The sequence below is a fragment of the Candidatus Borreliella tachyglossi genome, assembly GCF_003076595.1.
GTDB lineage: Bacteria > Spirochaetota > Spirochaetia > Borreliales > Borreliaceae > Borrelia > Borrelia tachyglossi.
Window position 1 is genome coordinate 1 of sequence record NZ_CP025787.1, and the last position, 21828, is coordinate 21828.

30 protein-coding genes and 2 pseudogenes are annotated in these 21828 nt (G+C 29.1%); 3 read left to right on the top strand and 29 right to left on the bottom strand.

Going from position 1 to position 21828, the window contains the following annotated elements:
- Positions 1-62: 62 nt before the first annotated feature.
- Together CR532_RS05465 and CR532_RS04870 are read right to left on the bottom strand one after the other, a co-directional pair.
- The gene (locus CR532_RS05465; protein WP_259772302.1) at positions 63-188 is read right to left on the bottom strand and encodes a hypothetical protein; all 126 of its coding nucleotides are present in this window, start codon (positions 186-188) and stop codon (positions 63-65) included.
- Positions 185-733, bottom strand: coding sequence for a helix-turn-helix domain-containing protein (locus tag CR532_RS04870; RefSeq protein ID WP_108729729.1), 549 nt, complete (start codon positions 731-733; stop codon positions 185-187). The genes CR532_RS05465 and CR532_RS04870 overlap by 4 nt, the downstream gene beginning before the upstream one ends.
- A gap of 488 nt (positions 734-1221) precedes the next feature.
- On the opposite strand from CR532_RS04870, the gene CR532_RS04875 reads away from it, so the two are divergent.
- Positions 1222-1980 carry a site-specific integrase gene (locus CR532_RS04875; protein ID WP_108729730.1) on the top strand — a complete coding sequence of 253 codons (759 nt, stop codon included), beginning with the start codon at positions 1222-1224 and terminating at the stop codon, positions 1978-1980.
- A gap of 274 nt (positions 1981-2254) precedes the next feature.
- The gene (locus CR532_RS05390; RefSeq protein WP_159076640.1) at positions 2255-2437 is read left to right on the top strand and encodes a hypothetical protein; all 183 of its coding nucleotides are present in this window, start codon (positions 2255-2257) and stop codon (positions 2435-2437) included.
- Between the two features lie 329 nt (positions 2438-2766).
- Here the strand turns inward: CR532_RS05390 and CR532_RS04880 are convergent, their stop codons facing one another.
- The 6 genes from CR532_RS04880 to CR532_RS04905 all read right to left on the bottom strand — a co-directional run bounded on the left by CR532_RS04880 (position 2767) and on the right by CR532_RS04905 (position 7992).
- Positions 2767-3798 (bottom strand): BMP family lipoprotein, encoded by a 1032-nt coding sequence (locus CR532_RS04880; protein WP_108729731.1) that lies wholly within the window; start codon positions 3796-3798, stop codon positions 2767-2769.
- Positions 3799-4596: 798 nt separating this feature from the next.
- Positions 4597-4830, bottom strand: coding sequence for a hypothetical protein (locus CR532_RS04885; RefSeq protein ID WP_108729732.1), 234 nt, complete (start codon positions 4828-4830; stop codon positions 4597-4599).
- Positions 4831-4972: 142 nt separating this feature from the next.
- Complete coding sequence (locus CR532_RS04890; RefSeq protein WP_108729733.1) at positions 4973-5524, bottom strand: chromosome replication/partitioning protein; 552 nt, start codon at positions 5522-5524, stop codon at positions 4973-4975.
- A gap of 33 nt (positions 5525-5557) precedes the next feature.
- Positions 5558-6313: a ParA family protein gene (locus CR532_RS04895; protein ID WP_108729734.1), complete on the bottom strand. Its 756-nt coding sequence runs from the start codon at positions 6311-6313 to the stop codon at positions 5558-5560.
- Positions 6289-6942 (bottom strand): DUF226 domain-containing protein, encoded by a 654-nt coding sequence (locus tag CR532_RS04900; protein ID WP_234416446.1) that lies wholly within the window; start codon positions 6940-6942, stop codon positions 6289-6291. The genes CR532_RS04895 and CR532_RS04900 overlap by 25 nt, the downstream gene beginning before the upstream one ends.
- Positions 6943-6945: 3 nt before the next feature.
- On the bottom strand, positions 6946-7992 hold the full coding sequence (locus tag CR532_RS04905) for a plasmid maintenance protein (protein WP_108729735.1): 1047 nt from the start codon (positions 7990-7992) through the stop codon (positions 6946-6948).
- A gap of 165 nt (positions 7993-8157) precedes the next feature.
- On the opposite strand from CR532_RS04905, the gene CR532_RS04910 reads away from it, so the two are divergent.
- Positions 8158-9165: a recombinase RecT gene (locus tag CR532_RS04910; RefSeq protein ID WP_108729736.1), complete on the top strand. Its 1008-nt coding sequence runs from the start codon at positions 8158-8160 to the stop codon at positions 9163-9165.
- Between the two features lie 19 nt (positions 9166-9184).
- Here CR532_RS04910 and CR532_RS04915 read toward each other — a convergent pair whose 3' ends face one another.
- The 21 genes and pseudogenes from CR532_RS04915 to CR532_RS05015 all read right to left on the bottom strand — a co-directional run bounded on the left by CR532_RS04915 (position 9185) and on the right by CR532_RS05015 (position 21819).
- Positions 9185-9538 (bottom strand): BBA14 family lipoprotein, encoded by a 354-nt coding sequence (locus tag CR532_RS04915; protein ID WP_108729737.1) that lies wholly within the window; start codon positions 9536-9538, stop codon positions 9185-9187.
- Complete coding sequence (locus tag CR532_RS04920; RefSeq protein ID WP_108729738.1) at positions 9528-9893, bottom strand: BlyB family putative holin accessory protein; 366 nt, start codon at positions 9891-9893, stop codon at positions 9528-9530. Before CR532_RS04920 ends, CR532_RS04915 begins: the two co-directional genes overlap by 11 nt.
- Before the next feature lie 42 nt (positions 9894-9935).
- On the bottom strand, positions 9936-10250 hold the full coding sequence (locus CR532_RS04925; RefSeq protein ID WP_108729739.1) for a BlyB family putative holin accessory protein: 315 nt from the start codon (positions 10248-10250) through the stop codon (positions 9936-9938).
- 28 nt (positions 10251-10278) lie between these two features.
- Positions 10279-10455 carry a BlyA family holin gene (locus tag CR532_RS04930; protein WP_108729740.1) on the bottom strand — a complete coding sequence of 59 codons (177 nt, stop codon included), beginning with the start codon at positions 10453-10455 and terminating at the stop codon, positions 10279-10281.
- Entirely contained in the window at positions 10448-10579 is a 132-nt protein-coding gene (locus CR532_RS05470; protein WP_259772303.1) for a hypothetical protein, read from the bottom strand. Before CR532_RS05470 ends, CR532_RS04930 begins: the two co-directional genes overlap by 8 nt.
- 72 nt (positions 10580-10651) lie before the next feature.
- Entirely contained in the window at positions 10652-11476 is an 825-nt protein-coding gene (locus tag CR532_RS04935) for a DUF685 domain-containing protein (RefSeq protein ID WP_108729741.1), read from the bottom strand.
- Positions 11477-11491: 15 nt separating this feature from the next.
- Positions 11492-12097 (bottom strand): DUF735 family protein, encoded by a 606-nt coding sequence (locus CR532_RS04940; protein ID WP_108729742.1) that lies wholly within the window; start codon positions 12095-12097, stop codon positions 11492-11494.
- A 14-nt stretch (positions 12098-12111) separates the two neighbouring features.
- Complete coding sequence (locus CR532_RS04945) at positions 12112-12990, bottom strand: DUF276 domain-containing protein (RefSeq protein ID WP_108729743.1); 879 nt, start codon at positions 12988-12990, stop codon at positions 12112-12114.
- Between the two features lie 28 nt (positions 12991-13018).
- Positions 13019-13351, bottom strand: coding sequence for a hypothetical protein (locus CR532_RS04950; protein ID WP_108729744.1), 333 nt, complete (start codon positions 13349-13351; stop codon positions 13019-13021).
- A 78-nt stretch (positions 13352-13429) separates the two neighbouring features.
- Positions 13430-14029 carry a DUF777 family protein gene (locus tag CR532_RS04955; protein ID WP_108729745.1) on the bottom strand — a complete coding sequence of 200 codons (600 nt, stop codon included), beginning with the start codon at positions 14027-14029 and terminating at the stop codon, positions 13430-13432.
- 695 nt (positions 14030-14724) lie between these two features.
- Positions 14725-15684 carry a DUF693 family protein gene (locus CR532_RS04960; protein ID WP_108729746.1) on the bottom strand — a complete coding sequence of 320 codons (960 nt, stop codon included), beginning with the start codon at positions 15682-15684 and terminating at the stop codon, positions 14725-14727.
- Between the two features lie 4 nt (positions 15685-15688).
- On the bottom strand, positions 15689-16249 hold the full coding sequence (locus tag CR532_RS04965) for a DUF792 family protein (protein ID WP_108729747.1): 561 nt from the start codon (positions 16247-16249) through the stop codon (positions 15689-15691).
- A 48-nt stretch (positions 16250-16297) separates the two neighbouring features.
- Entirely contained in the window at positions 16298-17554 is a 1257-nt protein-coding gene (locus CR532_RS04970) for a DUF759 family protein (RefSeq protein ID WP_108729748.1), read from the bottom strand.
- Positions 17555-17710: 156 nt separating this feature from the next.
- Positions 17711-17959 carry a DUF1322 family protein gene (locus CR532_RS04975; RefSeq protein ID WP_108729749.1) on the bottom strand — a complete coding sequence of 83 codons (249 nt, stop codon included), beginning with the start codon at positions 17957-17959 and terminating at the stop codon, positions 17711-17713.
- Positions 17956-18372 carry a DUF1473 family protein gene (locus CR532_RS04980; protein WP_234416447.1) on the bottom strand — a complete coding sequence of 139 codons (417 nt, stop codon included), beginning with the start codon at positions 18370-18372 and terminating at the stop codon, positions 17956-17958. Before CR532_RS04980 ends, CR532_RS04975 begins: the two co-directional genes overlap by 4 nt.
- Before the next feature lie 62 nt (positions 18373-18434).
- On the bottom strand, positions 18435-18860 hold the full coding sequence (locus tag CR532_RS04985; RefSeq protein WP_108729751.1) for a DUF1463 family protein: 426 nt from the start codon (positions 18858-18860) through the stop codon (positions 18435-18437).
- A 25-nt stretch (positions 18861-18885) separates the two neighbouring features.
- A complete protein-coding gene (locus CR532_RS04990; protein ID WP_108729752.1) occupies positions 18886-20001 on the bottom strand; it encodes a DUF787 family protein in 1116 nt (371 codons plus the stop codon).
- Positions 20002-20004: 3 nt separating this feature from the next.
- A pseudogene (locus tag CR532_RS04995) lies at positions 20005-20612 on the bottom strand (DUF764 family protein).
- Positions 20609-20987, bottom strand: a pseudogene (locus CR532_RS05005) (hypothetical protein). The pseudogenes CR532_RS04995 and CR532_RS05005 overlap by 4 nt, the downstream one beginning before the upstream one ends.
- A complete protein-coding gene (locus CR532_RS05010; RefSeq protein ID WP_108729755.1) occupies positions 20978-21358 on the bottom strand; it encodes a DUF1506 family protein in 381 nt (126 codons plus the stop codon). Before CR532_RS05010 ends, CR532_RS05005 begins: the two are co-directional and overlap by 10 nt.
- Complete coding sequence (locus CR532_RS05015; RefSeq protein ID WP_234416448.1) at positions 21355-21819, bottom strand: DUF3890 domain-containing protein; 465 nt, start codon at positions 21817-21819, stop codon at positions 21355-21357. Before CR532_RS05015 ends, CR532_RS05010 begins: the two co-directional genes overlap by 4 nt.
- Positions 21820-21828 lie beyond the last annotated feature (9 nt).

The following is a 21828-nucleotide window of genomic DNA, read 5'->3' on the forward strand; positions in this document are numbered from 1 at the left end:
TCAACTCTTTGATTAATTTCTTTAAAATTCATTTTATGCTCCTTTAGTATGATGTCGTATAATTATAGAGCAATATCATTTATAGGGGATTTACTACTAAAGTTTACACTAGCAATATCATAGTTGAAATCTTTTAAGAATTCTTTTCTTAAACTCTTAAATTTCGAACTATCAAGAATACTATTCACTGCACTTCTCTTTTAACATTCATCATTGTTTTTAACTTAAGCATACAATTATAGTTTAAATCCATTTTATGAGTATAGAATTTCTTTTCATATTCCAATTTTTCTTTTTGTTTGTCCTCTAGTTGGGTTTTAATCTTTTCTTTAATACTTGACTTAATGTTACCTTTAAGTTTACTAGTAAGGGTCATGATTTGAATATCAATATTACTTATAGTATCTTTAAGTTCCTTAAGTACTAAATCTTTATAAGACTTAAAATCCTCACTAAAAGTCATACAGAAGTTATAAAACATTGTTTCAAAATTTGCTTTAACAACCCTCAACTCCGTTTTACTAGAGATAGCTAAAGCTACAAGATTGTCAAAAGTGTGTCTATTAACTTGAACTGTAGTCTCTAAATTTTCTTTAGGGTCTTTTAAGGCCTTGTACCTATTGCGTGCTCTTGATACAGCGGACTTGCAAACATTTAAAATGCTAGCAATTTCTTTATTCTTAAGCCCTTTATCAAAAAGAACTTTGTAGTCATAAAAAGCTTTTTTTTTCATTATCACATTTACCTTTTTTTAAATAATTCTTATCTTTAAATATTGCTTAATTGTACCACTAAAAAGAATAAAATCCAAATAAGACTCTGTACAATATACTAAAGAAATCTGTAAAAGCTAGTAAAAATGATCAATAAAAAGTTTACATAGTTGAATATAAGAGTTTGGTATAAAACTAATAAAATTGTAAATACTAACGATTCTATTTGAAAAGTAAAGAGCAGTAAAAATGCTAGTAGTAAATCTCTAATAATTAAATATCTATTCTATTCATAAATATAGCATAAAAAAGAGACTCTTAATACCAACTTTACTACATTTGTGGTATTTTATTATTATTCTACTTTATTTATACTTATTTTAATACCCATACACTTGACTTTTATATAAATATTACTACTATTATTTTATGTATTATCTTTTTTAAAATTTAGGTTTTTGTTAAATATAAGATTTATGCATTTTAATATGATAGGAATTAATACAATATGACATACAAAAAAAACACTATTAAGAGTCAACTAAATGAGAGGATTGTTGATACAGACTCTAAAGTAAATAGAGCCTCTAGGAAACTAGTTAAATCTTCTAAAAAACGTACTCTTAAGAAAAATACTACAAATCAAGGCAAGGGTTTTAATCTCATTGATACTAAATTACTTTTTAAATACATTGAAAATGTTAGTCTTAATGATGGTATTTGTGGAGCATTCTTGCGTGTTCTGTATTTAACAGGGGCTCGTGGTGTTGAACTACAAAATGCTAGGCTTTGTGACCTACACAAAAACCCCACTGGTGATGGTTATATTTTAAACTTAAGAGTAGCTAAGAAAAGAAATAGTGAAGTTATAAGGTCTGTATTTATCAGTAAAGATACTTATACTATTATTCAAGATGCTCATAGAAAATATTTTTCACATAAAAAGAATTATGGTATTGAATTTACTTATAAGAGAACTTTTCTTTTTCAAAAAACTAAGCATAAAAAACTTTGTCTATGGGGAGTTACAAAGCGTTTTAGAGCTCAACTTATTAAATCTAATAAGAATAAACCCTATGGAAAAAACCTACACATATTACGCCATAATTACATTAAAATTATGAAACTTAAAGGTTTTACTATTACACAAATAGCTTGTGATCTACAATTATCAGATCCATCTTTAATTTACAAGACTTATGGTGAGCTCACGACCGATATTGTAGCTATTAGCAATATAATGCGGAGTAGTATTAATACTTCATAAACTTAATGTAAAATTTATTTCTTATAATTCTCATCTTAAGTAGGCATTTTTATTAAATTGATATATTAATTTATTAATCATGTTTATATAGGAGAGTTTATGCTAAAAAAAGACAAACTGTATTTTTCAAGCTTGACTAGAAAACCTACAGCACTCATTAGTTGGATAGTCAAATTGGGTATTAATAAATTTGAAAGTATGAATAAACTAAAATGATTAGTATCATCTTTAATTGTTTTATGTCTATTTACACTTTGTAGTTAGAAGGTAGGTTTTGAATTTACTGCTTGATCATTTACTATGTGTGTTAATTGCAATATGTATAACTATAAGTTTTGTTGTAGTTATCACATATCTTATCTACATCCTTAAGGAAGAACAAAAAGAAACTAAAAAATGGCGTGAAAGTTTCATTAACCTTAAGAATGAATATAGGTATAGACATAAGAATAAATAAATGATTTAGATAAAAAAGATAATGAATAAATATTTAAACTCACACTACTATGTAATTACTTATACAGTACACGTATAGTGCTTTTATCATGAGACCAAGGTCATTGGATTTGTTGTTGAATGTTACATTTAGCTTGTGTGTAGCAAGAATTCAATGACCTTTTTATATTCAATTAAAACCCTAAATATCTAGAGGTATAAACCTTTAAAAGGAAATGCATTGCAAACATCGTTATAAAAATTAAATGCATATAGCTATAAGTTACAACAACTATGTTATGATATAGTTGTTGTAACTCTTATAGTTTAAATCTTGTCTAAAGCCTCTACTTAACGCATTGATACCAAGTATTTATGATAATCTTTCTCAGTAGCTGGGACAATAATGTCCCCATTGATTATTTTTTCAGTAATATTTCCTACTTCCTTTTCAAGATCTAAAGAGATTATCTCAAGATTTTTTGGATTTTTTATGTATTCCACAAAGCCTTCTTTAAGTCCATAGTTTATAATACGGCCACCCTCAAAAATATTTTTTTTAAAATAATTAGAAGTTAAAAAGTGTATACTTTTGTCAGCACTAGCGATTGCACATACAATAATATTATCAGGTGCAACGTCAAAGTCGCCGAGATTACTCCCAATAGCATAATACCCCTCACCACGTTCCTTGGCAGCCTCAAAAACACCAAGTTTACTAGGACCTGCAACAACTAAAACGATATCTATTCCATCGTTGTACATTTTATTTGTCATGGTTTTCGCAGCCTCTGCATCATTATAGCTACCAACATAGTCACTATTGATATTAATATGTTTGTTCGCATACTTAGCACCAGCTTCATATCCATACCTAAATGAATCAATGACTTCACTGCTCATTGCACCTATAAAACCAAGCTTACCCGTCTTAGAGACCCGAGATGCAATAAATCCTACTAAAAAGGCTCCTTCTTCAAATCTAAAAGACACAGATACCAAATTATCAGGAATAGAATCAGACTTATCATAAACACCATCTATGATTGCATATTTGATGTCTGGATTTTCCAAAGCAACAGTTATGGAAGGAGCACTAAGTTGATATCCAAGCAACCATATAAAATTTGATCCATTATCCTTTAATGCCTCAAGATCGGCCAAATAAGTCTCAGTTTTAGATTCTTTAGGAACAACTTCAATCCCCAATTCTTTACCCGCTTTATTAGCACCCCTTAAAGCATACTCACTAAAGCCTTTATCTTCAAAATTTCCAACAGTCATTACAGAAATTTTAGGAGTTTTATGTTCAACTTCTTTAGAAGCAGAACATGAAACACAAATAAAACAAATACTTAAAAATAAAACTTTCATAATGCTTATTCCTTTTTAAACAATGATTTTTAGCATTATATATCTTAATTGCATAAATTAGGTACAAGATACAATGAATAAGAGATAACAGTAGATATGCTTTTTGGGTTTAAATGGAGTTCATTTAAATTATTCTTTTATAACATGTAGATAATTGATATATTTATTATTAAAATAAGACTGGAGAGGGTTTTATGTTAAAATCTATTCTTAAACGTATTTACAATAAATACAACAAGCTCAAGCATATTATTTCCATTATAGGTTACGTTATTTGTATACTTGTATTTAGTTATATAGATGAGTGTGATTTATTTAATTTAGATAAGTATGATTTAGTTAATGTTACACCCTAAGTTAATAAGCAAAGTAATATAAGTAAAATTTTATAGAGTTTAAATCATACAGTGTTAAACAAAGTTAAACAAAAATAAAGAAAATGGAGGGTGTATTATGAATGTAAATATTTAACATAATTATTTTTTGATATAGTTTTAAATTACTTTAAGATAATTGAATTGTTGCTTTTTAAAATTTTTGCAAGGGTTTAGTTGTTTATGTAATTTAGTTAATTAGTCGCTTTTTATTGATAAAATTATTAAATTCGGGTTGCTTAAAGCTTAAGATGTTCGTAGCACATAAAACCCTTGCTAAGGGTTTATTTTTTATAGCTTTAAGTGACCCCTTTTTTAAATTTAACCTTGATATACCGCTTTTGATATACTGTAAACTTGTGATAATCTTTATATAAGAACTACTTGAGTTTATGAATATCGCTAAAATAATCGTATCTTATAATATATACAACTACCTCTCGTCTTCATGATTGAGATGTAGTTGTATGTTAAGGATACAACCTACATCTATTAATTGAACTGTAAATAACATCATCACTATTGCAAAGTAAGTTCTGTTCTTCATGAAAAGCACACACAATCTCTTAAGACAACAATTATTAACAACATCATTAATAATGTCTAAATTAGTGAAGTAATTAAAAGTTCCCTTGTTATCAACAGTGTTTATTATCTTTTTATTCATTTTCAAACTCCTTATTTATGATAATAATATATATATAACAAAAACAAAGTTTAACAACTTTTTAACAAAAAAAATAATAAATCTTTACTAGTAAATACTAATAAAGATTTATGTGTAGGTTATAAAATTGAGGATTGAATTATTATTTATTACTTCTTAATTCTTCAAATTCTTGTATAATTTCTTCAAGCCACTCTTTTTTACTACAATAAATCTTTTCTAATAAAAAACTTGCAAGCTTAATATGTTCTTTAAAGTATGCATAGCATACTTCACTTTTAAGTTGAAACCTCAAGGGCTTGATTGGATTTTGTTTTGATGGTTTTATTGCGTTTTTATTATTTCTAATCACTTCAAGGCATTGATTAATTCCATTTTGAATAATATCTTGTTCTTCTATTAATCCAGTCTCCATGGCGTCTGCAAGCTTTAAATGAGCATAAATTTGTGTTTTAGAAAAATTATAATCTAATATAAATTGATTGAAACTTTTATAACCATCATATTTATAATATTTATTATCCCTTATTTCTTTTAAGTTTCTAATGTTTTCTAATTTGAAAAATATCTGTTTTTTTAAATTATTTTTAATATTTTGTTTTAATTCCTCATAACGAGTTAAATGTTCCTTATCAGATATAACCATTAACTTATCATCGTTAAGCCCTCTACTATTTAAGGTAATATTTTTCACATATGCTCCTTGTATTATTATAAAAGTAGTTCGTTAACGAACTACTTTTATTTTATTTATAAAGTTGATTAAGGATTGTTCATACTCTTTTATATAATCTTTACTTAAATCAAAACCAGTATTGTTTGCTATTCTTTTATTTAAGTCCTCACGCTCGTGCACAGTTCCTAAAAAGTTTTCATCATGTTTAATATGTTCTAATAATTCCTTGTGAGAATTATTATTTTTAAACCTTGTTGAGAGTAAAAAAATAGACATATTTTTTATTCTTAGTTCCCTTACATAATATTTTAATAGTTCTAGACTCTCAACAGCCCATTTTTCTGCTGTCATGGGTACTATGCAATAGTTACTGCATATTAAAGCATTCCCTAAAGTAGCATCCAAACTTGGATTTGTATCTAGAATTACATAGTCATACTGTATATTTAAATCAAGTAAAAATTCCTTTAATATACGTTCCTTTAATGGCAAATTTTCTCTAACAAATTTATGCAATTCTATATAACTGCCTAAAAAATCTAAATTATCGTTAATGTTTACAATAGCATTATTAATATTTAAGGACGCTATTAAAACCTTATAGATATTAGTTTGTGTAATATCTATATTCTGTTCTTTTAATTTATCATAGTAATAACTTGTACAACTAGCTTGAGTATCTAAATCAATTAATAATACTTCATGATCTCTTGACAATAGAGTAGAAAATACTAAACTACTAGTACTCTTTCCAACCCCGCCTTTTGCACTTGCAATAGTGATCACTTTAGTTTTTTTGATATCCATTTGGTTATCAAACCTCCATATGGTAACTTTTGATTGTAAAATTCATGTATTTCCTTTTCTAGTCTTATAAGTGCTTCTAGTAAAGTTTGACAATACTTTGTTTCAAGTCTGTCTTTTCTAATTAAAAGACGAATACCGTTAACCAAACAAAATACACTTCCCGTTTTAAATCTAAATTCAACATAATATGCTTTATATATATTGATTGTCTTGTTCTCTTTTGTAACTTCATGAATATATGGAAGTCCTACAGGCTTTTTTCTTCTCTTAAAACCATAAAACATTCCTAAAAACTTATCACCAGCCTTTAAAGAAAATAAATGAAAGCTCTCTTTTTTATCTTGATCAAGTAAATCCCTAAGTGATATATAAAATATATCATTTTTTCTTTTTTTGATTCCAAAACCATGAAATGAATCAAACATTTTAGTGTAGTACAGTTTTCTATTATTCTCATCTGTTTCTATACTTGTAAATACACCTTTATTATCACTTGTGTTACTAACTTGTGTTACTTCATTTAGACTTATTTCAAGACGTTTTTGTTTTAATCTATCCTCTAGTGTGTTTGCCATATACATATACTCACCTTTCCTATATTCTATAGCATTAATATGTAAAAATTCCATAATTTATTTACACTCCCCATTGCTAGTGTCGTGGTATCTCCTTAAATAGGATGGTATATTATCAACCAGTGTTGCTATTTTGTTATTTGTTTCTAGCAAGTTTCTTAATTCATTATAGTACGTATTATTGTATATTTTGCTAAATGTTAATTCTCCTTGTGTTTTCAAATATTCATTCAAATACGGTTTTAATTCGTTACGATCGATTTTGTTTTCAAATTGTGATACTAGTATGCTAAAAATATTGTTTCCAAGTTCCTTTTGTTGTTGTTCTTTTACTTCTTTTACTTCTAGTGGTAATATTTTCTTGAGTTTCTTTACTTTAAGTTCTAAATCATTATATTTAGTGTGTTCAATGATGAAGTGTGGCTTTAATTTGTATGTTTCATACAGCTTTTCTTTTTCTATATCAAGCTGTTGCTTGTTGTATCCTTCTTTTTCTAAATCACTAAAAGAAAAAGAAATAATTTTTGCTAGTTCGTTTTGTTTTAGTTGCAACTTCGTGGGTTTTTTTGATGTTACACTTTCTTGAGGCTCTTCTTTTGTTATATTGTTATTATTAATAATATAAACACCCTCATTTTTAGTTGCATTTTTGTTTTCAAATTTTTTAGGGTTGTTTTGTTTTAGAGAGTTGTTTTGTTTTTTGTAATAACGTTCTTGTGTTTCTTTTCTAAATTTATACTTTGCTTGGACACTACGCTTGATAACTTCTTGATCAAGACACAATAATGCTTTTAAGTTAATAATACTATATTTAGTGGTGGTGTAATTTATGTAACTACCTTTATACTCACCAAGTCTTATTAACTCTTTTTTGATAATCTTGTTGTTAACTAAGTATGTTAAATCTTTTCTTAATGTTCTTAGTTTAACTGGTTTAAGTCCATCTCTGCTTAGATGATGATTTACTAGATATAAGATATCTTGTTGTTGATAAGGTTTTAATGTGGTATTTAGGTAATTTATTGTTGATATAGTCTTAAAGAGTCTATTGTGGGCTTTTTTTTCTGGAAATTGTTCAAAATGAACTTGATTGAATTTCTTCATGTACGTTCCTTTATAAATGAGATGATATTAATATGAATACTACTTCAGTTTTTATATAAAAGCAAACTGTACTATAAATCTCAATACAAGATTTTTTGTTAAAAATATTGTGAACAAAAAGTTTTTGTTATATAGTTATATATATGTGCATAAAGGAGATTGTAAATGAAACAAGTAACACAAGTAACAAGTGTTAAGCCGTCACAATATGAGAATATTGATTTGGATAATACTTTGAGAGTTTGGGAAGCATATAAATCACAGAAAAACTTAACTGGTATTGACGCAAGGTCGGAGCGTGACATTATAACTCTATTGATGGTTAATAAGCTCAATCCATTTACTAATGATGTGCATATTATTCCTTTTAAGGGGTCTTATACTATAGTTATTTCATATCTTGCTTTAATGAGAAAAGCTTATGAGGCTGGGTATGATAGTAAAGATTTAAAGTTTAAAGAAGAGCAGATTATGACTTTGGGGTTTGACGCTAGTGGTAATGCGATTGAGAAGTCCGATTGGGAGTGTACCGCGAGCCTTACTACTAGTGCTGGTAAAACTTATAGTTATTCTGTACTACTTAGTGAATTTCGCAAAAATACTCCTATATGGAGAGAAAAACCTATATTTATGATAAGAAAATGTGCTGTTAGTAGACTTTTTAGAACGTTACCTAATTCTTGTATGCAAAACTTACCATACATTGCAGAAGAGTTGCAAAGTGATGATGTAGTAGATGTATTTTCTAATAGTGACAAGCCTCAATACAATAAGCAACAATGCCAGCAACAAAACAATAAGCAACAATGTTTGGACTCTAGATACAGCTTATACAAGAACTTACTAAATTTTGCTAGACTGGTTGTGAGTCAAGAATATATTGAAGACAAGCCATTTGCTAGTGCAAGAGATATACAAGAGTATATGGAGTTTGTTGAGAATGGTGATGATGTTTTGTTACTCGATTATTTTAATGAAAATGAACAACTTAAAAACATTAAATATTGGACGGATTTAATTAAGGTATATTTTATGAATAGCAATAAGGGTTTAGTTGATATACAGCAGTTTGATAACTTTTTAGAAAAGAATAAGGGTTTTTATGGTAGCAGTCCTTTAAAGTTATTTGGTTGCTTGAGTCGATCGGATGAATTTGCATATTTGACAAGCTAAAGTGTTTTTGAATATTTAGTTAAAGTGCTTTTGAATATTTATTGTATACAGCAGTAGCAATAGGCTTAACATACAGTATATATGTCTTGTATTTAGCAATATTGTCCTTTAGGGCTTTAAGAGTATGTTCATACTTAAGGGTAGTAGTATCAAAGAATTCAAATTTAGGATAATCCTTGTCTTTAACTTTTTGTTTAGTTCTAACCAACCATGTTTGCAAGTACATCACATAACTTGCTAGCTTGTCTTCATAGGCACTTAAGCTCGCAAGTGTAGTTTCTTGAGGTTGCCGAGGCTCCTGCCTCAGGCTTGCAATTGTATCACATCCTAAGAGAGTAAATAAGAGAATAAATTTAAAGATTTTAGTTTTCATTTTCTAGTTCCTTCTCTAGTTCCATCTTAAGTTTGTCGGTATAAATTTTCATTAATTTATTTCTTTTTTTTCTTAAAGCCTCAATCTTTTTATGGTCTTTACTACCTGCAGTTGTAGATTTTTCTAATATCTCAATATTACACGCTAGTATTGGCTCTAATTCATTTAAGATTTTAATTGACTCTACTTGTTCTAAGTTTTTCATATTTTTTGTGTATAGGGAATAAAAGTAATTGAATATGTTTGTGAATACATTAATGTATGCAGAAGTAGCGGGCTGTTTATCTTTAAGTATTTGTGTAAAATCATTTAAGATACTAATTCCTAAATGAGCAGTTTTGTTATCTAAATCCAAACTAAACTCCTTTACTTGTTATCTAAACCCAAACTCCTTTATTTAAGCCTCAGCACACTTAAGCTTTAAGTCCTCATTAAGCCTCATATTCCCAGCACCAGCATTAACAGCACTAATTAAAGCATTAATCTTAGTGTTTAAAGGCGTGAGGTCTTCTAAAATTTCATGCGTCAATTTATTCTCAAGACGCTCCATATTTTGTGTGTAAATCTCAACAAAATGTTCATAAAATTCATAAAGTATAGTAAAACCTTTATGAGATTTTTCGCTAAACTTGTCTTCAAATTTAGAAAAAATATCAAACAGGGTACTAATACTAGCAAGTCCAGCCTCAAGATTATCCTTACTAAGTGTCATAATAGGTTATCCTTGCTAAATATCATAATTAGTCTTTCCCATCCTTATTCTTAAATTTAGAAATAAAAATATGTAAAATGTCCTTAAGCACAGGTTTAAATAAAATAACTAGTAGTGATACTAAAGCTAATACAAAAGCAGATATGACAATTAACTTAATCTCATTGATATTCATTAATAATTCAGCGATATTTATGTTATTCATTATGCCCTCTAATTTTTAAATAATTAACTAAAATACGGAAGTTGTAGGGCGTAAAAACACCCTCAAAATCCAAAGTAGGTAATAGTAAAGCAAACCCAAAGGGTAGCCTATTACTATTAGCCACATGAACAGTAAACTTATATCAAAACCTTAATTTAACAAATAAATTTAAACAAAAGATTTTAACAAGCTTTTGCTAAATTTTTAACAATAATGGTACATAGCCAACCGCTGTAGTTCCAGGCACCCTTTCATGCATATACCAACCAGAAAATAAAGATATCATGAACTTAACATTTCTACTATGAAGATGAAATACTTTTAATTTTCCCGTTTCATCACTATATTTAGTGTATACACTCCTTTCATTGTCAACTGTACCAGTTTCTACACTAAGAAATATATCTAAATATACAGCTTCATCTCGATCATCATCGTCAAACATTAAGGTAACTTCTTTATTGTTTATTAAGTCTAGGATAAGTGATTTTCTTGTATATTCATAGGGATATAGATATCTACTTTTATTGGATGCTCTTTGAATTGTAAAACTTGATGGTATACCCATAATTTGTTTAGGTGGTGGTACTTTTTGTAACTCGTTGTAACTGCTCATTATGAGTAATTTATCACTAGAGGACATTTTAGAGTACGCCTTGATACTTCGCTTGAGTTCCGACTCAATTTTGCTAAAAAGATTGCTAATACTACTAGATTGATTGTTTAATATTTTACTTAGTATGCTGGAATACACTCTATTAACAAAACTATCATCATTTGCTAGTTCGCTAGCTATAGTACTTTTTATGACTTGTTTAAACTCACCTAAACCCTCTCCTCTAAATGTTTTGTCCTTTACGGTCTTTAGGAAGTTTTCAAAAGTGATAGCATTAAGGTTTGCAATACCATCATCAACTGGTAATAGGTCGCTATTATTGACGCTAGCAACTCTATTTAAGTCTTTTATTTGTATAGTATCAATCTCGTCAACTAGTAATTTTCCATTATCACCATCAGGCATAAAATCTCCTTATTTTTAATTGTTAAAAGTAATAAGCTCTTGGTCTTCTTTATCATAAAGTTTAAGCACCCTCCCTATAGGGATTAATTCTTTAATAAATGCATAAATTGAGTGTGAATACCCTTTAGGAAGGAAATTAAATACCAACTTTTTACACACTCTGGCATACCCCTCTTTGGTAGTACACATTATTATTTTCTTGGGTTTTATACCTTTAGGAGTGCTTGGTGATACATAGGTAATAAAATTGGTTGTCATTGAGCCTTTAAGTTTAATGCTAATAACACCTGCAGACTCTGTACTAACTTGTACGTCAACATTAAGAAAAGCTTTAAACAATCTTATAAAACTTTCGTCTGTACCAATATGGCGTTTTGCAAAAATTACACTATTAATGTTTTTTGTTAAGCTTACTAGTGTTTGTGATTTTGAATAAAATATCCTAAATAGTATGGATAGTTTAAATGCAATAAATCTTGAGCTTACATGCTCCTTTGCATCAAAATCAATAAAGTTTGAATTTAATTCTTTAAGTTCCGATAAAATTGTGTGAGCATAGTGTAATTCATTTTTAATAAATTTTTCTACTTGAGTATTTCTTAAGAAATTAGGTATATTCATTATAACTATTTCCTTTAAGTATCAATGTCGATTAATAACCTGTCGACTATGTCAAAAAGTAAAATCTCATTATCACCGATTGCAAAATCTTGATTGATTTTAAAATTAGTCTTACTTATACTCTTAATATTTTGTGTATCATCATCTTTAATATAAACCCCGATATTCATTGCTTTAATCCCTACAACCTCATTAACAGGTGCTAGGAAATCTTGATATTCAAAGCTAATTCCCATATCTTTATAATTATTCTCACAAATTCTTGTATAAATATCCCTTATTTGTGTATCAACTTCTAGATAAATGTAGTTCTTAAGGTCAAGTTTGTACTTAACACTTAAATAACAATACTTGCGTTTTCCTAAACTTACCTTATATTCTTTACGCTGTCCTTGTAAGTTAAAACCATCAATTAAAATATCACCTTCAAGCACAGTTCCACTGGGGGTTGTGTAATATAACACTTCCCATAAATCGGCTTTAAATTTAGAGTCTAGGATGGCGTTCTTAGTATCATTTAGTACAGTATCATCAACTATTATGTAAATATTAGCTTTACCTGCAGTACTTAAAATATTTGCATGTATAACAGGTTTAAGATTAAGTAAAGCCGTCTTAACGGCCTCGTGGGTAGTACTTTTTGCATTTATGTGATTTTGTATAGCAGTCCAATACTCACCCTCTGGTGCGAGTTTAGAAAAGAAAAGATTAAGTTCATCAATAATTTCTACTTCAAGTAAAGCTAGTGAATTAGCTATTATGTTATAAATGGAACTGTGATCATCTGTAATATCAATATTATGCATAGTCTTAAGGTATTCTCGTTTTTGATTGACTATATCCTTAATTGATTGTTTAACTGCACCGAAGTTTGGATCAAATAGTATGCTCATATAGCAAAGTCCATAACTAGTAGGATACTCATACAGCAAAGTCCATAACTAAAGTATCACCAACGAAATAAAACTCGACACGCACACAACCCTCATTAAAAGTTGCCTCAACATTAACAAGGTCAATTTTTAATTCTTGTGCTATATTTAAAAAGTAGGTTTTAATAATTTCTAAATTGCCAATTTTGCAAAATCGCAAAAACAACATATACTCGAATCCATGATGGGGAGCATACTGCAGGCTCCCTTTTGGGATTTTTAGGAATAAAAACAATCTTTGTTTTTGTTCTAAAATAGTATCAACAAGCATTAAATCACTTCCAAATACTAGATCAAACTTGTCATTTATCTTTAAATCCATAAATTCCCAACAAATTTTAAATACATATATTATATCATAAACTTGACAAAAAATTTACTTTAATGTTTTATTAACAATTTACTTTAATGTGTTATTAACTAGAGGCATGATTCGTTCAAGACTATATCTTATTTTATTTACATAAAATACACGAAAAGTTGGATCAATTTCTGCTTGACCTATTACCTTAAGGTTAAACAATGCATCAACTACTTCCTCAAGCGTTGAAACAATTTGTTTAAAACTCTCTTTTAAATTAGCAAGGCTTGTACTAATTTCTATAGGGTCGCTTGAGCGTATAGCAACCTTACCAGCTTTAACTTCAATCTTTTGCTTGCTAAGATCAACTGGTCTTAGTATATAGTAATAATTTTGATCAAAATAGTTATTATCATCCGTATTGAAAATATTAATACTACTTTGCAGTAGTATAACCTCGTCTCCTGTCTTTAGGAAATAATTTACACTAGCAATGTTGCAAGTGTGTATAGCAAGTCCTTCGTATTCCTTAAGTAAAACTATTCCTTTCTGGGTATTACTATCAAATTCTTTTATTGTTCCAATACGTGATATGAAAATGTTTTCATTAAGAAATACCTTTATGTCTTCTTGAGCAAGCAGGGAGCCTTTAAGACGTTGGTTTATTCTATAGAGTTCATAATTAGTATCATTGCTCATATATATACCCTTTAAATTTTAAATTTTGTAATAAAATAACTAATAAGACATAGTTCATTTACTTCATTTAATCTTATAGTAGGTTGCAAGTTTTAGTAATTTCTTTACAGCTTATTATAGGATTTTTCTAATTTATTTGCTAGTTATTCCTTTAAATTTAAAAATTTTGTAGTATCTTTTATATACTTTGTACTAATGTTGTTTACATCTGTATTAAAGATATTTACATCGAACTAAATCTTATAGTGGGCTGTGATTTTTTTTCAGAGCTTATTATAGGATTTTTAAATTATTTGCTAGTTATTCCTTTAAATTTGAAATTCTGTAGTATCTTTTATTTACATACCTTATTTTTATATCTTATATCTAAACCTATCTTGTAGTAGATTATAATTTTCATCGCTTTTACAGTCCACTACAGGATTTTTCTAGGTTATTTGTTAGCTATTCCTTTAAATTTGAAATTCTGTAGTATCCTTTTATTTACAATAAATTTGTATTTATTCTCTTAAAAACCTGTAGTAGGCTGTGATTTTTTAAACAGTTTTTTACAGCTTATTACAGGATTTTTCTAAATTATTTATTAGTTATTCCTTTAAATTTTAAATTGTGTAGTATTTTTTATTTAAACTTATAATTAAATTATTTCTTTAAATCTTGTAGTAGGCTGTTTTTTTCAAATTTCTCACAGTTTATTATGAGATTTTTTTAGTTATTCGTGGTACATGGTTGGAGTCATCGTGTAATTTAAGACTAAGTGAACACTCACCAGTATTACTTAGCGTGGCATTGGTTTGATCTATTGTACATTTAATTAAATTACTAAGTGCATCTTTAAAACTAACTTTATCACCAATTCTTAATTTATGAGTATAGGTTAATTTGGCATTCCAAAAAATTATAGAGTAATTGCGATTGGTAGCAAATGATATTTCTTGTTGAGGAATAAATTCAAGTCCATAGTCTTCTAGGGGCACATACCTAGCTTTATCAAGGACAGGTGTGGGCTCTATATTAGAGAATATAAAATTACAATCAACATCACTTGTAATTAGGCCGACATCAGTTTTAATATTTGATACATATTTTTTAGTGAGTTTTTCTATAAATTCTTTAGGGGTTTTTGCATAAAAGCTTTCATCTATTACTCTGTTTTGGTCTTTTTGGCTTAATTTAATTATAGCTTTATTTTCAAATACAAAAGAAATAGCGTCAACAACCCGCATACCTTTAAATTCTTTATTGAGCTCTCTATTGTAAAAATTACTTTTAGATACTAAATGAATTTCATATTCAACGGAAAAATCACCACTAGCATAGTCTGTACTCATTGGTACACCTAAATACCCACCCATGATAAAGTCATATGCTTTTTCATCAGCAAATTTTTTGTAATAAATCTTTACAATATCATTCACTTTAATCTCATCATTAAAAGTTAAAGGCAGGTTCCAAATTTGTAGTTTAGCTTGTTTACTTGCAATTATGTTGTGATTGGATAATACATCATTAATACTTATATCAACATGAACGCCCCATTCAGTTTTAATTACAACTTTAGGATGTACTTCAGGTATACCACCACCAATACTATTCTTTAGGGTAGTAGCGTTATAAAATTCAACTAAAAAATCATATTTAAGTAGTCTATACATAGTATTATCCTTTATACTCATTTAGTGTAAAGGTTTTTACAACTTCAATATTTAAATTAATCTCAATTTCATCAATATATGGAGTATCTTTAAATGTAACAGAAGTTAGGATAACTAGTTCTTTAAATTGAAAAGTGGGGCTGTATGCGGTAAATGGTACACCGGCCTCAATTCTATTAGCTAATTGTTCTTTTACAAAATTACTATCATACTGTAATAATGAATTACCAAAAGGAGTCATTTTTAAAGGTGATAGCATCTCTTTATAAATGCTAGTTAAAACGCCACCAGTAATTGAAATAACTTCACTATTTAGTACAGGGTTGTAGGTAACATATTCCGCTTTACGTGTGTAGTAATTAATAACTGGACGTTTTGAACAACTAGTACTATATGTTCTAATTATAAGGTCGCCTTTTGGTTCTATAAAGAATAATTGCGGAATATATCCAAAACCTTTAAGATCCATTCTTGGAAATAACACAATAAAATTACCACTACTAAAAAAACTAAAAACTTGATTTACAGTAGCTTTAATTAAATGTAATATTTCGTGCTTATCCATACTAGGGTATCACCTTTATTTTATGGGTCACATAGTATATATAAAGTTTTAAGGTTGTTTTGAACTACCGTCCTCACTTGCTTCTCTTCTTTTGTTTAATTCACCCAGTGATGCACCGCTGTCACCACCCATCCATGATGGTAATATTGATTTAAGCCTTGCAATTAAGGTATCTATACTAAATATATTTTTAATAGGAGAAATAATACTTTTTTCAATACTAAAGTTTTCAATCCATACTAATAATTTATCAACAAGCTTAATTGCTGGCTCTAGGAGTCTAGAAGTCAACTTCCCTAAATTATCCTCAATTCTAGTCATACTCCCCTCACTCTTGTCAGCAACTGTAGCATACCCAGATAAATCAGCAGATGTTACGTCTTTTTTAATTTCCCTAAGTGTAGCAAGTCTTGCAAGCACGTCATACTTTGCCACATTTTCAAAATTTCTTGCTTGAAAATCATTATACTTATCACCAATACCCTCTAGTCGATGCATAGTATCAAATAAAACTCCAGCATTACCCTTAAGTAGTTCAACAACCGCACTTATTGATTCATCTGTGCCTTCACCTAAGAGCCCACTCTTTTTAATATCAACTGCAGTCTGTACAGCATCAACAATCGATTTTTGATCTGTTATACCCAATTGTTTAAGTTCGGATTTAATTAATGCACTTTTTGTAATAAAGTCTTCTTTGTCTAATTGCTTTTCAAAACCCCTACCTTTAAGCATTCCTTCAATACTACTACGCTCAGCTGTAGTAAACATTTTAGATGAAAGCCTTGCTTGTCTTGCAATTTGTGAACGCATTTCAACGGACTTTTTAGCAAAATCCATAACGCCACTTACGCCCTTATTAAGTGCCCCAGATACCACATTTCCAATAGCGGTTCCCATTGCAACTTTTGTAACAAAACCAAAACCTTTTTTAAACCGTGCACTATGCTCGTCTTTTTTTAGTTTTTTGTATTCTAACTTCCTTAAATCATCATCAGACATTTGTGAGCGTCTAAATGCCTCTTTTCTAGCTTTAGCGAAACTTTTACCTTGACTCATTAATTTTTTAGTCTCAGCCAGCTTAAATTTTTCTGTTTTTTCCCTTAAAGCCTCATATTTTTTTTGTTTAGAGAGCTCACGCTTTTTATCACTTAAATTACTCTTAATGATATCTTTAGTACTACCCAGACTAGTTCGAGCGGGCTTTAGATACTTCTCCATTTTGGAAATATCTTTTTCTAACGCCTTTTTAGTCTCAGCGTGATCTAGTACGCCTTTAAATTTAATAGTAAATGTATCACTCATTTTCTACTTAAAGTTACCAATAACTACGTGCCTTTTTAGTCTCAGCGTGATCTAGTACGCCCCTTAATAGTAAATGCATCACTCAATCTCTACTTAAAGTTACCAATAACTTTAATTCATAATTAATAACTCACTATTTTCATTTTTCAACAATCATTATTTCCTAAAAATAAGTTCATACACTTGTTTTTGTAGTTTAAAATCAGCAAGTTTATTAACTTCAAATAAATCGTTATATAACATCCTCTTAACTTCACTTAAGGTAGCAATTCCCATTATTACTGGAAAGGCATACTTATTATTTCTAATTTCTTCTAAGAGTGTGAAATATTGGTGCCTAGATTCATGTATTTGATTTATTACTTGCTTTATTTCGTTGTATCTTACTGCTTTTGATGTTTTCATATAGCAATAGCATTATCTATACTATCTATTACCGCCTCGTAATTCCAAGCCTCATTAATATAGTCAAACTTTTCAAAATCCCCAACATTATTTTCAAACTCTTCTAGATACACAAGATGAGGTTTTTTAAAATCGGCGTCCTTATTAAATATATCAAATTGAATACTATAAAGAATTGCTATTAAATACTCTTTATAGCATCCAACATATTGTCTGTTGTTGTTAAGTATGAAGTAAAATTCATCCAGGAATCCCGAATTAATCATTAAATTAGTAATTTGTTTTAAGTAGTCTAGTTCATAGAGTCTATCAAGAGCTTTAGTTTGATTAACACTTAAGACCCTATCCCACTCATATACTGGAATAGCTTTAACTTTGTACTCATAAACTTTAGTTTTAGTTAATATTTTCATTTTGTATTTCATATTAAATACCCTATTTAGTTAAATGTTTTATACCGCATTTACTCTCCTAATTAAGTATTAGGTTTACTACGCCTACAATTAATTGCTCGTATTTCAAAAGTTACCTTATCAGCCTCTGCAGAGTAGTTTCTAGATGGAGCCTCTGTAAACACTGCATGGTTTGAAATAATTTTTGTTGCAATATGATCATTGAAAACTAAATCCCCAATTTTTTCATTTTTACTAACAGTAACATTATCAAATTGTTCATCCGATAATTCTGTTAACAAAATATAATCATGACTACCAAGTGTTACCTCAATGTTGAAAATATAAGTAACAGTTTTAGGGTCTCTAAAGCTTATAACAGGTGTACCCTTGTCTTCAGCCGAAACAACGGCTCTAGTACTAGGCTCACTACTAAATTCGATCTTTCCACTATGCAGTTGATGACCTAATATTGAAAAATAAACTTCCGTTAAGTTATATAAATTCATCCTCAAGCACTCCTATCTTGCATCCTTAAGCACTCCTGTCTTGCGCTAGACTATTTTGATAGTCTTTTATGTCTTCTGTTGTAATATTTAATACAACAGCATTAATGCTATAGTTATATGTAATAGTGATATTTAGATCAAGCTGTAGTTGAGGAGATGGCTTTAGTTTTAATCTAATAGAACTATAGTCTACAATCAAACCAGAAGATTTAAATCTATTAAATAAACACTCAAGTGACGCAGTGTATGCATTCTCACGAATACCACTTAGACTTAATGCACTTAATTTACTATTTTGTCTATTATGTTTGTTCCAAACACGAATGAGCTCCACTATGGTTTCATTTTTGATGTAACTTAATGTTGCAAGTTCATCTATAGGAGTACCAGCAAGGTCAACGCCCTCCTTAAAAGAAGGAACACCGTCAAGTCCAGTCTCATTAAGAAGTGCATAGAAATTAATACGAGCATCTCGTAATTTCTTGATTGTAGCATCATCAAGGAGTGGTGTGGCTTTAAGCTTAATACCGTACGGATTTACGGAATGAAATATACTAGCTTGATTGAGGTATTGACTTATAAATTTTAAATACAGGTTATCACCACCGTTGCTATAAATGACAATATTACCTTTACCCTCTGTTGAGCCTTTATCTTTAAATAATTCTTTTAGTTCGGTTTCTTTAGTAGAGAATACAAAAAAGGTATTAGGGCTCTTGAATTTAGGATAATCATCTTTATAAATACTAAGTCCATCGTCTGTAGGACTCTCTTTTTTATAAGGATTAATTAAGACAACAAAACTGTGCCTGCTAGCTTTAAGATATTCCTTAATTGACTCCGGCTTATCTTTATAAAGTAAAAGTGTGCAAGCCCTTAATGCATCTTCACCAAAAAAAGCCCCTAAAGCCGTATTTAAATAAGCCTTCTCGGCCTCTAGGTCATTACCATTTGCTTTTTCAAGTGCTTCTATACTCTTGGTATAGTTATTAACATTAAGTGGTAGTATCTTAATGTTGTTAACTTGATCATCAATCTTTAAAGTTGTAGTTTTATAAACTAGTAAAGGGTTGTAGTATTGTACTTTGGTAATATCTAGTCTACTGGTTATAAGATTGACATTAACTGTATCCATTGGCATACTCTAGTCCCTCTCTTGTATATTCTTGTGCTTTAAATCATTTAAATATTCTTCATTCCCTTGTATATTCTTGTGATTTAAATCATTTAAATATTCTTCATTTAAAAACTCTTGTACTTTAATACTTGCTTTAAATGTCATACTGCTTGCATAGGCATTATTGCTAATATTGGTATTAATAGCAATTAAACCATTATGTTGCATACCACTTGTAGGATATAGGTAATACTCAATACGAGCTTGATAAGCCTCGTCATCGCAATCTACTGTTAATCCATATTTGTTTGCATAAAGATAAGAACTTAATAAAGAATAAAGTTGTAGCGGACGATGAGGCGCGTCTGGATCTTGTGTGGTAACTAAGGATATAAAGAATATAGCAAAATTTAAATTAAATTCATTAACATTTTCATAAAAACTTCCAGATCGAAGTTTATAAAACGCATTCTCTAGACCATTAAATTTGATGTCTTGCAAGTGTATTTATTAATATAAGGATGATTGTAGGAATTTATAACTTCTAAATTTAGTCTATTCTCACCTACATATGTAGCAAAACCATTAAGGAAAGAAATTAAATATTTTTGTATATCTTTAGGAATTACTATCATGTATTTACCCTATACTTGATAGTTGATATCATCTCTCCTGTATCAAGGAGTGGTGTTTGTGGTGATTTACTTCCCTTGCGTTTTTTACTTGCAATAGTTTTAAGCTTTAAGGTCGGGCGTTATATTACCAGATAAGACATAATTTTGATAATAAGTAATAAATGCCTCCCCTATTTTAGACATACCGTCTTTAATATTATTTGATAATGCTTTTCTTATATAATCATTATCAATATATTCCCTAAACTTTAGACTATCAGCTACAAGTGTTAAGTGAGCCCTCTTTGGTAGCTTTCCGCCTCCAGTATCATGCATCCGAGCAATACGACCGCGTCCTGCAAACCATCCAATCTCAACTTCAATATTTATGTCCATGATAGTACCTTAAGTATTAATGTTGTATATCCAATACTTGTATCAATTTTAACTATTTCGTAGTAGTCTGTGTCATCTGTTGATATGCGATCTTTAATTTGAAAATCAAGTGTGGATGCGGTATAGAGTTTAGCATAACTTCCAGAGTCTTTTAAATTAGAGTCATATATATTTTCTAAAGCATCACTAGTAATGCTAAAGAGCACACCAATAAATGCCATGTAACTTAATTTACTAAAAATTAAATCATGCATGGCGGTCTCTACATTGTATTTGTACATACCTTTATAAAATCTTAACTGTTCATCATTTTGAAATAATGATATCATTCTATTAGACATAGAAGAAAATGTTTGTCTTATAGAGCTCATCTTACTACCCCTATACAAGAAGGCGTTTTTGTTTGTTTTTTGCTTTGATCTACTAATTTATCAAAAAGATCACAAAAGTTTTTCTTGTGTTCTTCATTAACAGCAGTTGGTGATGGTGGTGGGTGATAGTCAATCTCAAGTTCATTAAACTTTTGTTTTTTAATCCTATCAAATTCAAACTCTGTTAAAATACCGCGTTTCTTAAGTTCACAACCTATAAAGTAATATGTTAGTAGAAAAATATTAGCATAACTTAACAAGCTAATATCAACACCCCTGTTTATTAGAGTAGCTTCAAGTAGTTCAGAGTGCAGTAGGAAGTTTTCAAAAGTTACCTCTTCTTGTTTTATTGACAAGAGAGCTAGTATTTTTGTGTATATTGTCTTAATCTCTGCCAAATTATCCTCATTATCCATATTGCTATTACTATTACTTATATAAGTATTAGCACTATTTATCATTATTACCAC